This is a genomic window from Ruminococcus flavefaciens, from assembly GCF_900108555.1.
GTDB lineage: Bacteria > Bacillota > Clostridia > Oscillospirales > Ruminococcaceae > Ruminococcus > Ruminococcus flavefaciens_P.
In genome coordinates, this window is sequence record NZ_FNWV01000002.1 from 221,063 (window position 1) to 236,692 (window position 15,630).

The following is a 15,630-nucleotide window of genomic DNA, read 5'->3' on the forward strand; positions in this document are numbered from 1 at the left end:
CTGTGTTTTTTAGTATACTCCTGCTTGCTTTTCAGCCTTGGCAACAGCGTCCTCAAGAGTCATTCCCGTGAATTCCTGTGCCGAGAATATACGTCCGTTTTTCTTATCGTCGATGAAAGCCCCCACCAGTATGCCGGGGAGTGCACTTTCGGGCGAATTAGGTGCTTTAGGACCGCCCAGGTCTGTTCTGCACCAGCCCGGATCTGTAAGGCTGAGAGTAACATCTGTACCCTCATAGTTCTTGCCGAGGTCGCGTGTTACCTTGTTGAGGGCAGCTTTAGCTGCGGAGTAGCCAGCCTGCTCGGGTTCAAGGTCGATACCGCTTGTAGTATTTACGATACGTCCGAAGCCGCGCTCCTTCATCTGAGGAAGGAAGTGGTAGCATATCATCATCGGTGCTGTGGTATTGATCTTGAAGCTTATGTCATAGTCTGAAGCGGGGGTTGTGAGGTATTCGGTTCTGTATGCGATCTGAAGACCTGCATTGTTGAGAATTATGTCGAGCTTTGTGCCGTTTTCGTCTATTTTTCTGCACATAGCCTCTACCTGATCCATGTCTGATAACTCTGCTGTCACAATGTAAGCGTCAACGCCAAGAGCTTTTACTTCATCAAGGACTTTTTTACAGTGCTCTTCTGTCCTGCTGTGAAGTACGAGGTTACAGCCAAGCTTAGCCATATATATAGCTGCAAGATAGCCGAGACCTCTGCTGGCACCTGTTATAAGTGCCCATCTGCCTTTCACGTTTACCATGTTTTCTACCTCCGTTTGTGTATATATATACAATTCTCACGCCTTTGGGACGTGAGAAAAGTTATCAGTATTCGTAGTCTATGCAGGCTCTGTCGGTTTTTACGCTGCCGATGAATTTGCCGAATTCAAGGTGAGCAGGGTGTACCTGATATGCGTTGAGATCATCAATGCTGTCAAAGTCGCAGAGAAGAGAGATAGTGTAGTTGCTCTCGGGAGCGTCCTTTGAGTTGATAACGACCTTGCCCTTTTTCAGCTCCTTGACATTAGCGATAACGTTGTCGAAACGCTTCTGTGCTTCGAGAGCGTTTTCGTATTCGCTTCTGCCGTCAGCTTCTTTTAATTTGAACATTACGATATGCTTTATCATAAAATTACCTGCTTTCCTGTAAGTTATTAGTATCAAAGCTTAAAAATCTTTGCTTTGAAAGTCTTTAAGCCGTCATAGCTCTGGTATTCACCAAAGCCTGCAAAGTGCAGTCCGCACTTTTCTATCACATGAGCAGATGCTGTATTCTCAGCCGCACACTCAGCCTTTAGCTTTATATCGCCGTATCTGCTGCGTACAAGCTCTATCATAGCCTTTGAAGCTTCTGTAGCGTACCCCATTCCCCAGCAGTCATAGCGGAAGTTGTATCCGAACTCCCAGAAGCCGTCATCGTGGAGCCGTATTCCGCCCGAACCGATAAGCTTATTGTCGCTTTTGCGGACAAATCCGAACTCAAATGCGGTATCCGAGGTCTTGACTGATCTCAGCCATTCCTTTGTAATCTCGATGCTTTCGTGAGTGGAGTATATCATATACTTTGCAACTCTTTCATCGCCTGTCCATTCAAAGGCAGCTTCCGCATCGTCAAGAGTCAGCGGACGAAGGATAAGTCGCTCAGTCGTTATCGTCATCGCTTTCTTCCTCGTCTGAGTACTCGTCGTCTTCCTCGCTGTACTCGTCGTCGTCAGCTTCTTCGTCATTATTCTTGAATAATACAGCATCGAGCTTTTTTATCACACTTATATGCTCGGAAGCTTCTTCCTCTTTAAGTTCTCCCACCTGTCTCTCAAACAGGATAAGAGGTATGAGGAGAGATGTTAATCTTAGAGCCCACTCTAAGAAGGAGCGAACATCAAAGTGGCGAAGGTCGATGGCAGGGTTAGTGCCAAAGAAGAAATTATATAACGCCTCATTTTCAGAGTCATAGATCTTGTTGATAAGCCAGCGGACTATGTAATATGACAGTGAACATAATATAGCTGCTATTTCAGCAATGATGCCTTTGATACTGCGTTTGCTTGCATATGGCTGAACGAAACAAGGTATCAGGAAAATGAGCGCTGAAACAGCAGCCAGATTTGTTACGGCTGATAAGATAATACTTGCAGCTGTTCCTGCTAAAGAGTATATGAGGAGACTTTTCCTTGATTTCCAGACTATTTTTTTGTTTATAGTCATAAAAGCCACAATAATGCCTATAGCTTCGATCAATGGCGCAATGATGAGGCAAATAAATTGTTTTGTTGCAAAGTATCGTGAAAAGTCACTGTATTTGATGTCGCCTGTTATTAGTTCGATGATAAGCCATACGATATACGTAGAGATTATACGTGCCGCAGCTGTTATGGCTAACGGTATCTGAAGCCATGATTTAGTGTATTTTCCCGTTATCAGCATTAAACCAAATACTGCCTGAAATAGTACGGCAATAAGATTGATCGTTGCCAGCACTGCGTTTTTTCCCATGCTGAAAAAATCTTTGATATCATCCCATGAAATATGTCTTGAATACGGGAAATATGATCTTATGAATGATTTGAATGATATTAATGAAAGTACAATTAAGATCACACCTAAGATCATTTCAAATATCCTGTTTCGTTTCTGGGTAGTCATTATTATTTACCGCCTATTTTCTCAACTTTCATAAGGTTTGTGGTACCCGATACGCCGAGAGGTACGCCTGCGGTAATAGCTACAAGGTCGCCGTCCTCAACAAGTCTGTGTGACTCAGCGGCTTCAACTGCTGCTGCGAAGAGGTCGTCGGTATTGGTCTTTTCATCTATAATGAACGGGATAACGCCCCAGCTCATATTCATCTGTCGGCATACCACCTCGCTCATGGTGCAGCTAATGATAGGACAGCTCGGACGGTATTTTGATATAAGTCTTGCAGTCTGTCCGCCGAGAGATACTGTGATAATAGCTCTTGCATTAAGGTCGTGTGCGGTAGTAACGGTAGCGTGAGCGATAGCTTCAGCAACTGTACCGTTCTGATCTGCGCGGCGTGACGAGAAGCGAGCTTTATAGTTGATATTGTTTTCGGTGGTCTCAGCAATAAGAGCCATAGTCTTTACGGCTTCAACAGGGTAAGCACCTGCGGCTGTCTCACCTGAGAGCATGATAGCACTTGTGCCGTCGTAGAGAGCATTTGCAACGTCGGTTATCTCAGCACGTGTAGGACGCGGATTTGTTATCATAGACTCCAGCATCTGTGTGGCTGTGATTACCTGTTTGCCTGCGTTGTAGCCCTTCTTTATGAGGGATTTCTGTATTGCAGGTATCTGCTCAAATGGTATCTCAACGCCCATATCTCCGCGGGCTACCATAATACCGTCAGCGGCCTCGAGTATCTCGTCGATATTCTCAACGCCGTCTGTATTCTCGATCTTTGCGATTATTCTTACATCGAACCAGCCGAGGCTCTGTGTGAATTTTCTCAGGTAGTTTATATCTGCGGCTGTGCGCACGAAGCTTGCGGCGATGAAATCAAAGCCCATTTTTGAACCGAATTCAAGGTCGTCCATATCTCTTTCGCTGAGGTATGGCATCGAGAGCTTTACTCCGGGGACATTGATGCCCTTATTGTTTGAAAGAGTACCGCCGTGAATTACCTTACATACTATCTCGTTGGTAGTTACCTTTTCTGCAAGAAGCTCGATAACGCCGTCATTGATGAGTATCCTTGTACCCATGCTCACGTCACGGGGCAGCTTCTTGAAGCTTATGCTTCCCACCTTGTCCGTGCAGAGAACATCGTCTGTAGTAAGGGTGTATGTATCACCGTCGTGTATCTCTACGGGCTTGTCGTCAACGAATTTGCCGAGACGTATCTCAGGACCTTTTGTGTCAAGGAGAGTAGCGATAGGCAGGTCAAGCTCCTTACGGAGTTTTTCTATAACGCGGAAACGCTTTTCGTGTGTCTCGTAATCTCCGTGAGAGAAGTTGAAACGTGCAACGTTCATGCCTGCCAGCATAAGCTCACGCATGATATTTTCATCATCTGTTGCAGGACCAATGGTACATACTATCTTTGTTTTTCTCATATTTCATCACCTTATATCATTGTAAATTAAAGTAGGATCAGAGCTTTTTCAGCTTTGCATAGTTTGCCATTATTTTCTTAGTGCCTACCTTATCGAAGGCAATTTCCAGCATAGAGTCGCTTGCCATAGGCTTTACGGAAACTATAACTCCCTCACCGAATATGCTGTGAGATACCTTTTCGCCTGCGGTATATGTAACAGCTTCCTTTGGCGCACTGCCTGCGGCTTTTTTATTTCTTGCAAGCTGCTGCTGCAATGTTGCCGAGCGGACTTCCGTAACGGTATTGCTCTCGGACTCAAGCTGCTGCTTCATAGCGGCTGCATTGTCGTGCTTTTCAACGAGCTCACTGCCTATCTCTTTCATAAAGCGTGAAGTGATATTGTGCTGAGTCTGACCGAAGAGCATACGCTGCCTTGCGTTTGCAAGGTAAAGACGCTTCTTTGCACGGGTTATGGCAACATATGCAAGACGTCTTTCCTCTTCCATATCGTCCTCGCTGTCGAATGAACGGGCGCTCGGGAAGATACCGTCGTCAAGACCTACAACGAAAACGTTTTCGTATTCGAGTCCCTTTGCGGAATGTACAGTCATAAGAGTTACCTTGTCATCGCTTCCGTCATCTCGGTCAGCCTCGGTATAAAGGGCAACTTCTTCAAGGAAACCGCTGAGAGTAGGCTCTTCAGCCTGTTCCATGTACTGAACCATAGATGTACGGAGCTCCTGTACGTTCTCTATTTTCACATCTGCATTTTCGAGAGCTTTAAGGCTGTCGAGATAGCCTGTCTTATCAAGGAGCACATCGAGGAATTCATCAAGAGGGAGCTCCTCGGACTTTTCTGTAAGGAACTCGAAAAGGGTATACGCACTTTTCAGAGCTGATGTTTTCTTTGAAAGGGGAGCGTACTCCTCACAGTTTTTCATTACCTCGAAAGGAGATATTTTAAGGTCGCGGCTGATATCCTCGATGATAGCAAGTGTTGAATCGCCGATACCGCGCTTGGGTTCATTTATGATACGTCTGAAACGAAGTATATCATTGTGGTTGTTGATGAACGCAAGGTATGAGGTAACGTCCTTTATTTCCTTGCGGTCGTAGAATCGCATACCGCCGTAAACACGGTATGGGATACCGTATTTTACCAGCATACGCTCGATAGAGTTGGACTGCGCGTTCATACGGTAGAGAACGGCATTGTCCGAATATTTGCCTGTTTCCTTGTATCTTTCAAGTATAGTATCAGCAACGAACTGAGCCTCGTCTGTTTCGTCAACTGCCTTGTACCAGTATACCTTATCGCCCTTTTCCCCTGATGTCCAGAGAGTCTTGGGCTTACGGCTGGTGTTGTTGCTTATGACTGAGTTAGCCGCGTCAAGGATAGTCTGTGTGGAGCGGTAATTCTGTTCAAGGCGAACTACCTTTGCACCTGCGAACTGCTCCTCAAATCCAAGAATATTCTCGATATTTGCACCGCGGAACTTGTATATGCTCTGGTCGTCATCACCTACGACGCAGAGGTTTTTGTGACCTTCCGAGAGAAGAGAAACAAGTCTGAACTGTACATGGTTGGTGTCCTGATACTCGTCCACCATTATGTACTTATAACGATTCCTGTATTTTTCAAGGACTTCGGGGAACTGCTCGAAAAGCTCGACAGTGCGCACGAGTATATCGTCAAAGTCGAGGGCGTTGGCAGTTTTCATACGCTCCTGATATATAGCGTAGAGCTTAGCGATCATCTTCTTGCGGTAGTCCTGACCTGCATCGGCAAGCATATCCGCAGGAGATATCATCTTGTCCTTGGCAAAGCTTATCTCGCTGAGTACAGCCTTGGGAGCAAGCTGCTTCTCAGAAACATCAAGCTCTGTCATAACGTTCTTTATCATTCTCTGGCTGTCGTCGGAGTCATATATAGTGAAGTCTCTGCCATAGCCGAGAGCTTCTATCTCGCTTCTGAGTATCCTTACGCAGGCAGAATGGAAGGTAGAGGCGTTGATGTTGAGAGCCTCTTCGCCCATCATGGCAGAAAGACGCTCTTTGAGCTCGCCTGCTGCCTTATTTGTAAAGGTTATGGCAAGGATATTCCACGGACGCACAGGATCAACTGCGACGATATCTCTGAGAGTGTCGAAATCGTCGGTCTTTCCGTCTGCGTAGTCCTTGAGAAAAGCAATGTCGCCGTCACTGCCTTCACGAGAGGTATCAAAATAGGCGTTTCCGAAATTTATCATATTAGCAATACGGTTAACGATAACAGTGGTCTTGCCGCTACCTGCGCCTGCGAGCACAAGAACAGGGCCGTTGACAGTAAATACTGCCTCCTGCTGCATATCATTCATACGACTGAAGTACTTTTTCAGTGCATTCTGTTTTGCTGAAATGTAAGAATTAATGTCCATAAAAAGATCTCCATTATACGCTGATTTATCTTTTTAATAGTATATCCCGATGTACTATTAAAGCGAGGGGGATATAGTCTCCCCACGATCTCAAAAATTGATACTTTAATTATAGCACATTTGTAAATATTTGAAAAGACCTGCAAGGGAATTTTTTTGAATTTTAGAAAAAAATGCAAGAAAGCTGTAATATTTTCAATAAATTGTAAGGAAATGAAACCCGATATTAAGGAAATATACTTCAAATCGTCTTTGGATTGGCATTTTTCTGTTGTTGTAAACAGATTGCTGACGGGGTATAATTAAAGCATAGATTACGAGATCAAATTTGTTCGCAAGGACAATAAAGGAGGAAATTATATGAGTACCAAGCTATCAAGAACTACAGCATTAGCCGCTGCGTGTGCAGTGATGATGACGGCAATGTGCAGCTGCGCAGACGGTCAGAATGACGTTTCGGGTAACTATGCTCCAAGTAACGGACACAGCAATAATAATGTCATAGTAACTCCTGATACGGAAGATTATTGTGAAGCCCCTGCAAGTGCAGATGAATGTGAAACATGGAAGCCTGCGGAAAGCGTTTCACCCAATGAGGAATATAAAGGTTTTATCGAAGCTGGATTTAAGGATCCAAAAGCCGAGCCCCTCTCAACTTTCTCGGTTGATGTGGATACTGCTTCATACTCAAATGTCAGAAGAATGTTGGAGAACGGAAATATAGTTCCCGAGGACGCTGTACGTGCAGAGGAATTCATCAACTACTTCGACTATGAGTATCCCGATCCCGAGGCAGGACGAGTTTTCGGCGACTATGTTGAAATTGCGGACTGTCCGTGGAATTCGGCAAACAAGCTTATGATGATAGGCATACAGGGCAAGCGTCTTGAACAGAAGGAGACTCCTCCTTCAAATCTGGTATTCCTTATCGACTCATCAGGCTCAATGTCTGATTATGATAAGCTCCCACTGGTACAGAGCGCGTTTTCAATGCTTGCTGAAAAGCTTGACGAGAATGACCGGATCTCTATCGTTACATATGCAGGTGATACTTCCACACGCTTGAAAGGCGCAAGCGGAAAGGACAAGGGGAAGATCGTTAAAACACTCTATGATATTACTGCATCGGGCGGAACAAACGGTGAGGGCGGTATAAACAAGGCATACGAGCTTGCTGAGGAATACTTCATCGAAGGCGGTAACAACAGAGTTATCCTCGCTACAGACGGTGATCTTAACATAGGCGCAAGCTCTGAGGACGAGCTTGTGAAGCTCATAAAAACAAAGCGTGATAATGGTATTTATCTTTCAGTTTTAGGCTTCGGCACAGGCAATTATAAGGACGACAGACTTGAAGCAGTTGCAGATAACGGAAACGGCAACTACAGCTACATCGACTCTGTAGATGAGGCGTACAGAGTTCTCGTTCAGGAAATGGCAGGCACATTATATACGATCGCTAAGGACGTAAAGATACAGGTGGAGTTCAATCCTTCAAGGATAAAGAGCTACAGACTTATCGGCTATGATAACAGACTCATGAATGCTGAGGACTTCTACGACAATACAAAGGACGCAGGCGAAGTGGGAGCAGGTCACAGCGTAACTGCGCTTTATGAAGTAGAGCTTGCTGAAACAGGGGGTACTTACCGCGGAGTACAGCTCGAATTCGCTTCCGAGCATGAAACACAGCCCGCTGAGGATAACGGAAGAAGCGAGCTTTGCAAGCTTTCAGTTACATATAAGCCTGTGGATACCGATAAGGACGTATATGAAAGTCAGCTTTTCGGTATGGAGAAATATAACAAAGAACCATCACCGTCTATAAAACTCGCTTCAGCGGCAGCAGAATTTGCAATGCTTCTTAAAGATTCTGAGTATAAGGGCAATTCGAGCTTTGATCATGTTATCGATACAGTTGGAGAGTTGGAGGAAAGCGATAAAACATCAGAGCTTTTGGGAATTGCAATGTCTGCTAAAGGATTATATCGCTGAAATAGGAGTTTATATAGAGTAGTTCAAAAGAAAGAAGAATGTATTTATATGCGAAGCACAGCTCCCGGGTTCGGTCATTTTAGCCCGGGAGCTGCTGCTTTATGTCAAATAAAGTTAAAATATAAAAATATATAATTTCCTATTGACAAATGACTAGACAGGTGATATAATAATAAAGCTGAATAAATCAGTACATACACTGGGGTGTCGCCAAGTGGTAAGGCAGCGGACTCTGACTCCGTTATTTCGAGGGTTCAAATCCTTCCACCCCAACCAGAAACGCCCGTCACTAATGTGACGGGCTCAATTTATAATGAATAGTGAAAAATGAATAAATCATAATATATGTCCGAAGGGTGTTTCTGTATTATAATTTATTCACTATTCATTATTCTTTATTCATTAATTGATCTGCTCACGCAATTGCGTGGGCTTTTTGTTTATACTGATAAACGCCAATAAAAACGCCGCCCATAACGGACGGCGTTTCTCTTTGAAATATAAGAACCTTTGCAATGTATTTATTTCATGTTTTTTATATTTTGAACTGAGTATTTTGAAAGGATTATTTAATCATCTGTGCCATTATTTGAATGCGTATCTCATGAATGTATAGAGATGTGGCTTTACAGACTCTGCACCGTGTCCGCCGCCAGGAATTGACTGGTAAACGTGCTCGACACCGTTTCTTGTAAGGATATCGCTGTACTGCTTAGGGAATGTACCAACAACAGAGTCGTTTGTACCGCCTGTGATCATGAATACAGCAGGCTCAGGACCTACGTTTCTGAACTTCATTTCGCTCTCCTGCATACAGCCGGGGTGTGTCATGAACATATCGCTGCCCGGTGTGATACCCGGAGCAGGGCAAGCACCGCCTACATAGCCGAAGAGGTCAGGACGCATAAGACCTATATAGATAGCCTCTCTGCCTCCCATTGAGAATCCTGTGATAGCTCTGTTTTCTCTGCCTGTCTTTACAGGGTAGTTAGCCTCGATGTAAGGAATAAGGCTGTCAGAGATATCATAGAGGAAGTTATCGTATGCTTCGCAGGTTTCCTGATTGATACCGAAACCGCCGCCGTTGCCATTCTTGCTTGTGTACTGGCTTGGGAGAACGATGATCATTTCCTCAGCCTTACCTGCTGAGATAAGTCCTGCGAGGAGTTCCTGAACGCCCATACCGCTTACCATGCTGTTCTCGTCACCGCCGATGCCGTGGAGTACATACATTACAGGGTACTGCTTGCTTGGGCTGTAGTTTGGAGGAAGAACTACGTTGCAGCTCTTCTGTCCGCCTGTAAACTTACAGTTATATGTTTTCTTCTCGACCTTGCACTGACCGCTCTTCTCAACGCCGCTGGGAACTGTAGTAGGCATATCCTGTCTGATCTTAGCGTTCAGACCTGATGTAGCGTTTCCGCCGTTGCCTGCGTCAGTACCGATAGTATTGTTGGTGTCGTTGAAGCCGCCTGCCATGCCGTTCCAGTCGATGTTTCCGCCGTTGTTCTGACCGCCCTGATTGTTCCAGTCAAAGCCGCCATTGTTCTGATTATTCCAGTCGAAACCACCGTTTCCGCCCATGTTGCTAAAGTCGAAACCGCCGTTGTTCTGGCTGTTCCAGTCAAAACCTCCGTTATTCTGACCGCCCCAGCTGTTCCAGTCGTTGTTCTGGTTCCAGTCGTTATTTACAACGCCGTTCCACTGGTTGTTGTTCTGGTTGTTCCAGTCCCAACCCTGATTCTGGTTGCCCCAGCTGTTCCAGTCGGTATTCTGCTGTCCCTGGTTGTTCCAGTCAAAACCGCCGTTATTCTGGTTCCAGTCATTGTTCTGGTTCCAGTTGTTATTGTTCCAGTCGTTATTCTGATTCCACTGGTTGTTATTCCAGTCGTTGTTCTGGTTGTTCCAGTCAAAACCGCCGTTGTTCTGGTTCCAGTCATTATTCTGTCCCCAGCTGTTCCAATCGTTGTTCTGATTCCAGTCGTTGTTTACAACGCCGTTCCACTGGTTGTTGTTCTGGTTATTCCAGTCCCAACCCTGATTCTGGCTGCCCCAGTTGTTCCAGTCATTGTTTTGATTCCACTGATTGTTATTGTTCCAATCATTGTTCTGATTCCAGTTATTATTGTTCCAGTCAAAACCACCGTTGTTCTGTCCCCAGCTGTTCCAGTCATTGTTCTGGTTCCAGTCGTTGTTTACAACGCCGTTCCACTGGTTGTTGTTCTGATTGTTCCAGTCCCAACTCTGGTTATTCCAGTTGTTATTCTGACCCCAGCTGTTCCAGTCGTTATTCTGCTGCCCCTGGTTGCCCCAGTCCCAAGACTGATTATTCCAGTCGTTGTTCTGACCGAAGCTGCTCCAGTCATTATTCTGCTGACCCTGGTTATTCCAGTCGAAGCCGCCGTTGTTCTGTCCCCAGCTGCTCCAGTCGTTGTTCTGACCGAAATTGCCCCAGTCATTGTTCTGGTTGCCCTGATTCCAGTCGTTGTTCTGCTGGTTAGTATTCTGGCTCCAGTCGTTGGTAGTCTGACCGCCGCCTGCGCCTTCTGTAACAGTAACGCTCTTTACATTAGCAGAACCGTTTGATCTGTAACCTTCGATATTGAGTGATACTTCGTAAAGTGTACCTGACATATCAAGTCCTGCCTTTTCCCAAGCCTCGAAGTGCTTTGATACGTCGATAGTACCCTTCATGTAGTTTGTCTGATTGTTAGCTGAACCGCTTGTAGTACGAACGCTCCAGTACTGTGGGAATGTTGCTGTACCGTCAAGTGATGGCTGGTTGTAACGCATTGACTTACGAATGTCGTAAGTATTTCCGTTGAGAGTTACTGTACCCTTGTTCTCTCCGTCGTTTCCGGGTGGTCTCCAATCGCCCCAGCCTTCAACGATGTAGTATTCCATAAGAGGGTTTCTTGTCCAGCCGTATACACACATATAAGAGTTGCCTCTTGGTGTGTATTCTACATCATATGTGAGAACTATGTTGCCGAAAGCCTTATAGTTCTTCTTCTGGCTGTCGTAGTTCTTACCCATACGTGCAAGGAAGTTTTCAATGTTGCTCCAAGAACAGGTGAAAGAACCTGCGCCCGGATTCATTGAAGCCTGACCCTGACCGTTCTGGTTCCACATCTCGTAGTCGTATCCGCCGATATTACCTCTTGTCTGCTGATCAGCAGCAGAAGCAACAGCAGGGATAGCAGCTGCGATCATCATTGTGGAAGCACCTGCGCCGATGATCTTTTTGAGTTTCTTTAAATTCACTTCGCTCACTCCTTCTGAGTCTTTTTTAGATTAAGTTATCCCTCAGAATAAAAACGAGCTCGTATGTCTATCTGTACATAATTATAGTATTTTGACTCGCTGTAATACAAGTCAAAAATTGCTGTTAAAATATTAACTGACCAATAATTGCTGCGTTAAATTCCGATTTATTGCGGTTTTACGTTTGAACAGCGTGTTTTTTCGCCTAAAATTCATTTAGCTTACAGATTGCAATTAATGCATATTTTTACCAAAAATGATTAAATATGGATATAAATGCGAGTGCTGACAAGATCTCGTTTGGTAAGCCGCAGGAGAGGGGAGTGCCGTGAACAAACAAAAAAGAAGCACCGGACTAAAAAGTCAGGTGCTTCACTTCCATTATAAATCAAAAATTCAAAAACCTTTAATATTGATCGGAAAAGAAAATGGTATTAGTTGGTGAGATTGATTAGCCAAGTTCATGGATTATTTTTTCTACTCTTTTTAATGTCACAAGGCACTCGGCGATAAGCTTCTTTTCGTCCTCGTGCATTAAGTTTTCTATTTCTTTCTGTCCCCGTACAGTTTTCTGCATTCCCCTTGCAGATGCTTTCTGCTTATCCCAATCGGTAAGTTCGGGTGTTGGTTGATCGTATGGTTTGTGAATATTTCCAAACATTTCAATACACATTGTCATTTCTCCTTATTATGAAAATTATAAAAGTAGATTTAGTTTCGTATCTGGTAGTGATTTGTGTTTTCGATCAATATAAGCGGTTTTGAATTTATAAATGCATATTCAGCGTTTTCGCTCAGGGTATTTTTTATAGAATTCTTCCTTGTCTGCGTACATATTAGCGTCCGCAGTCTGCAAGGCTTTTCTGATATTTCCCACAGTTTCGTAGCTCCAGCCTGCGGCGAAGCAAACTGTATCGGGTGCTGAAGTATCAGCTTTGAACCGTTCCACCTTCTTTGTGAATTTATCTTTGTCGGGTTCCAATGCAAGGACCATGAATTCATCGCCGCCTGCGCGATAGATCTCATATTCGGGAAAATGCTTCTGTAAGGTCAGGGCGGCATCTTTCAGCAGCAGATCGCCTGCGAAGTGTCCGTCGTTGTCGTTGATCTGTTTAAGACCGTTGAGGTCAGCGAATACAATGCCTAAAGGCTCATCTGAATTTGAACTGTCTGCAATGAAGCTGTCAATACGGTTGTTCATGGCGTTTCTGTTCTTGACACCCGTGAGAACGTCCTGAGAGCTCAGTATTTCCAAGCGGCTGAAAAGCTGGTGGCTTGCAAGCTCAGATGCGAGGAAATAGGTGGTGAGCTCAAGAGTCTCTTTTATCTTCATTGCCTGATCCAGATTAAAATTGGAAGCCCAGATGAAACCGAGGATATCATTGCGATATCTGAGAGGGAAAAGAATGACATTGTCAATTCCCGATTGCTTTATGGAGCTGTACCATACAGGGTTCCTTTTTTGCAGATTTTCCCAGTCCTGCTTGTCTTTGACGAAAGCGCAGGTGCTTCCTGCGATAGTTTCGTGCCATGTGTCCACAACGGCAAAAAAATCGTCATCGACATATTTATCCAGCAAGGTAAGCTTGCTGTTTTCACTTAGAGCCTCGCAAAGTATCGAACACTTGCGCTGATTGAAATCAGTTGAGAGGATGCAGCAGTGTTCGGCGTTGCAGACTCTGCGTATATCAGAGATTATATCATTTAAAGCAACTGTGAAACTGTTCGCACCGCGGAGCTTCATACATATTTGTAATACATTAGAAGCGATATCGGGAGCGATGTTCGTCATGAGCGAGTAATCGGGAACTTCCGAAAAGCTCTGCACATAAGCGCAGTAGCCGATATTCGGCTTGTCGGACTGTAGCGGTATAGCCGTCAGATGTATCCATATAGGCATACGCTCGGGACGGATATAGGTGTGCAGTGTTTCGCCGAGTATAGCACTTCGGTAGCAGAATTCCTCAAAATTCTTATCCTTGGGGATATAGTGTTCGTAAGGCAGATCGGGAGCAAACTCAGTGTTGTGCATTGCTTTCTCACCGATCTTTTCACGGTTTTCCTCAGTTATCTTGAAGAATATCTTGTTACCCGTAACAAGTCTTATATTTCCGTAAGTCCCGTCAGGGAAAGCCTCAACGGAAAAAACACTCGCCATTGCTTTTATATGCTCCGAGAATGAGTGGAAGCCTAAATTCATAAATATCCCCCCCTGAAGCTGCAACAGCTTAATAATATTATAAATGCATCATCAGATATCGTCTAACCAATAATTGCTATCGTAAGTTAAAAATTGCTATTTTTTATGACCCTATAGTAAATTATATATAGCTCAAAACAATTTATATAAAAAAATCTTATATACGAATATATTTTTGTATGATATAATTATAGCACAAGAATATGTCTAAGTCAATCGCAGGGACAGAGGTAAAAAAAGTCGGATATTGACGAATTATATGGCTTTAACGCAGCGATTTTTGAATAATTGTCAAAACCCACTAAAACGGTGCTATCAACTCTTGATTTATGTACAAAAATGCCAATAGGCGTTTTCTACGAATTTTTTGCTTTTGGTTTGTGCATTGTGCGAAGCGTTTTTGAGCTTGTGACAAAGGTGTTGTTTGTGTGAAAACCATGTGAAAACAGAAACGTACGAAAAAAATAATACTTTGCGGAAATTTTTGTATAAACTGCGCGGTAGTTTCTATCTCTAAAAACAGGCTATAAAACATTGTCATAGTAAAATTCCTACGTTAAAAGATGAAAAAGCCATTATGTTTTGTTTTTTTTAAGTATTTTTTTACTTCTTGTAAAACAGCTTCTTTTGGTTAACTATTGTAAGTAGATACGTTGTTTCGGGCTTATTATAGCCGCTAATTTGGAAAGCTGTAATAGCAATTTTTGACCAGTTTGAACTATGAGGGCAAAAAACGACTTGTAATTTGTATTGTCGGGAATATATAATTATGACATAAAGAAAGCACCTACTCAGGGAAATTACTTAATTCTGAAATTACTTATTATTTTTGTAAAAAAACAAAGGAGTGATTAAGAATGAAGCTTACAAAACTCAAGAAGATCATTAGCGCAGGCGCATCTGCAATGATGATCGCAGCAAGTATGCCGGCTGTAGCTTCAGCTGCTGACGCACAGCAGAGAGGTAATATCGGCGGCTACGACTACGAGATGTGGAACCAGAACGGACAGGGACAGGCTTCTATGAATCCCGGTGCAGGTTCATTTACTTGTTCATGGAGCAATATCGAAAACTTCCTTGCTCGTATGGGTAAGAATTACGACAGCCAGAAGAAGAACTACAAGGCTTTCGGAAATATCGTTCTTACATACGACGTTGAGTACACACCAAGAGGAAATTCTTATATGTGCGTTTACGGCTGGACAAGAAATCCTCTTATGGAATACTACATCGTTGAAGGTTGGGGCGACTGGAGACCACCCGGAAATGATGGCGAGAACAAGGGTACTGTAACCCTTAACGGAAATACTTATGATATTCGTAAGTCAATGCGTTACAACCAGCCATCACTTGACGGTACAGCAACATTCCCGCAGTACTGGAGTGTTCGTACACAGAGTGGTTCAGCTAACAATCAGACAAACTACATGAAGGGTACTATAGATGTATCAAAGCACTTCGAGGCTTGGGAAAAGGCTGGTCTCGATATGTCAGGTACACTTTACGAAGTATCTCTTAACATTGAAGGTTACAGATCAAACGGTTCTGCTAACGTAAAGAGCGTTACTGTAACTGAAGGTGCAGGCGGCGGTGGCGGCCAGCAGCAGAGCAACGACTGGGGCGGACAGCAGCAGAACAATGACTGGAACAACTGGGGACAGCAGAACCAGAACAACGACTGGAACAACTGGGGACAGCAGAACCAGAA

Annotated in this window: 11 protein-coding genes and 1 tRNA gene; 3 read left to right on the forward strand and 9 right to left on the reverse strand. The window is 44.1% G+C overall.

The window, feature by feature from the left end:
* Nucleotides 1–9 precede the first annotated feature (9 nt).
* From BLW60_RS04260 to BLW60_RS04285, 6 genes are all read right to left on the reverse strand, one after another.
* Nucleotides 10–753 carry an SDR family NAD(P)-dependent oxidoreductase gene (locus BLW60_RS04260; RefSeq protein ID WP_074714633.1) on the reverse strand — a complete coding sequence of 248 codons (744 nt, stop codon included), beginning with the start codon at nucleotides 751–753 and terminating at the stop codon, nucleotides 10–12.
* A gap of 64 nt (nucleotides 754–817) precedes the next feature.
* Nucleotides 818–1,120, reverse strand: a complete 303-nt coding sequence (locus BLW60_RS04265) for a Dabb family protein (protein WP_074714634.1) — start codon at nucleotides 1,118–1,120, stop codon at nucleotides 818–820.
* 32 nt (nucleotides 1,121–1,152) lie between these two features.
* Nucleotides 1,153–1,650: a GNAT family N-acetyltransferase gene (locus BLW60_RS04270; RefSeq protein WP_074714635.1), complete on the reverse strand. Its 498-nt coding sequence runs from the start codon at nucleotides 1,648–1,650 to the stop codon at nucleotides 1,153–1,155.
* Entirely contained in the window at nucleotides 1,634–2,485 is an 852-nt protein-coding gene (locus BLW60_RS04275) for a hypothetical protein (protein WP_207645907.1), read from the reverse strand. Before BLW60_RS04275 ends, BLW60_RS04270 begins: the two co-directional genes overlap by 17 nt.
* 152 nt (nucleotides 2,486–2,637) lie before the next feature.
* Complete coding sequence (gene pyk, locus BLW60_RS04280) at nucleotides 2,638–4,065, reverse strand: pyruvate kinase (protein ID WP_074714637.1); 1,428 nt, start codon at nucleotides 4,063–4,065, stop codon at nucleotides 2,638–2,640.
* Between the two features lie 37 nt (nucleotides 4,066–4,102).
* Nucleotides 4,103–6,463, reverse strand: a complete 2,361-nt coding sequence (locus BLW60_RS04285) for an ATP-dependent helicase (protein ID WP_074714638.1) — start codon at nucleotides 6,461–6,463, stop codon at nucleotides 4,103–4,105.
* Nucleotides 6,464–6,823: 360 nt separating this feature from the next.
* Here BLW60_RS04285 and BLW60_RS04290 point away from each other — a divergent pair, with 360 nt between their 5' ends.
* On the forward strand, nucleotides 6,824–8,458 hold the full coding sequence (locus tag BLW60_RS04290) for a vWA domain-containing protein (protein WP_074714639.1): 1,635 nt from the start codon (nucleotides 6,824–6,826) through the stop codon (nucleotides 8,456–8,458).
* 200 nt (nucleotides 8,459–8,658) lie between these two features.
* A tRNA-Gln gene (locus BLW60_RS04295) sits at nucleotides 8,659–8,734 on the forward strand.
* 309 nt (nucleotides 8,735–9,043) lie between these two features.
* Here the strand turns inward: BLW60_RS04295 and BLW60_RS04300 are convergent.
* The 3 genes from BLW60_RS04300 to BLW60_RS04310 all read right to left on the reverse strand — a co-directional run bounded on the left by BLW60_RS04300 (nucleotide 9,044) and on the right by BLW60_RS04310 (nucleotide 13,922).
* Nucleotides 9,044–11,722 (reverse strand): glycoside hydrolase family 11 protein, encoded by a 2,679-nt coding sequence (locus BLW60_RS04300; RefSeq protein ID WP_074714640.1) that lies wholly within the window; start codon nucleotides 11,720–11,722, stop codon nucleotides 9,044–9,046.
* A 451-nt stretch (nucleotides 11,723–12,173) separates the two neighbouring features.
* Nucleotides 12,174–12,395, reverse strand: a complete 222-nt coding sequence (locus BLW60_RS04305) for a hypothetical protein (RefSeq protein ID WP_074714641.1) — start codon at nucleotides 12,393–12,395, stop codon at nucleotides 12,174–12,176.
* Nucleotides 12,396–12,503: 108 nt separating this feature from the next.
* Complete coding sequence (locus BLW60_RS04310; protein WP_074714642.1) at nucleotides 12,504–13,922, reverse strand: GGDEF domain-containing protein; 1,419 nt, start codon at nucleotides 13,920–13,922, stop codon at nucleotides 12,504–12,506.
* Between the two features lie 857 nt (nucleotides 13,923–14,779).
* Between BLW60_RS04310 and BLW60_RS16710 the strand changes: the two genes are divergently transcribed.
* Nucleotides 14,780–15,630, forward strand: an 851-nt coding sequence (locus BLW60_RS16710) for a glycoside hydrolase family 11 protein (protein WP_175460882.1), incomplete at its 3' end; no start/stop codon positions are given.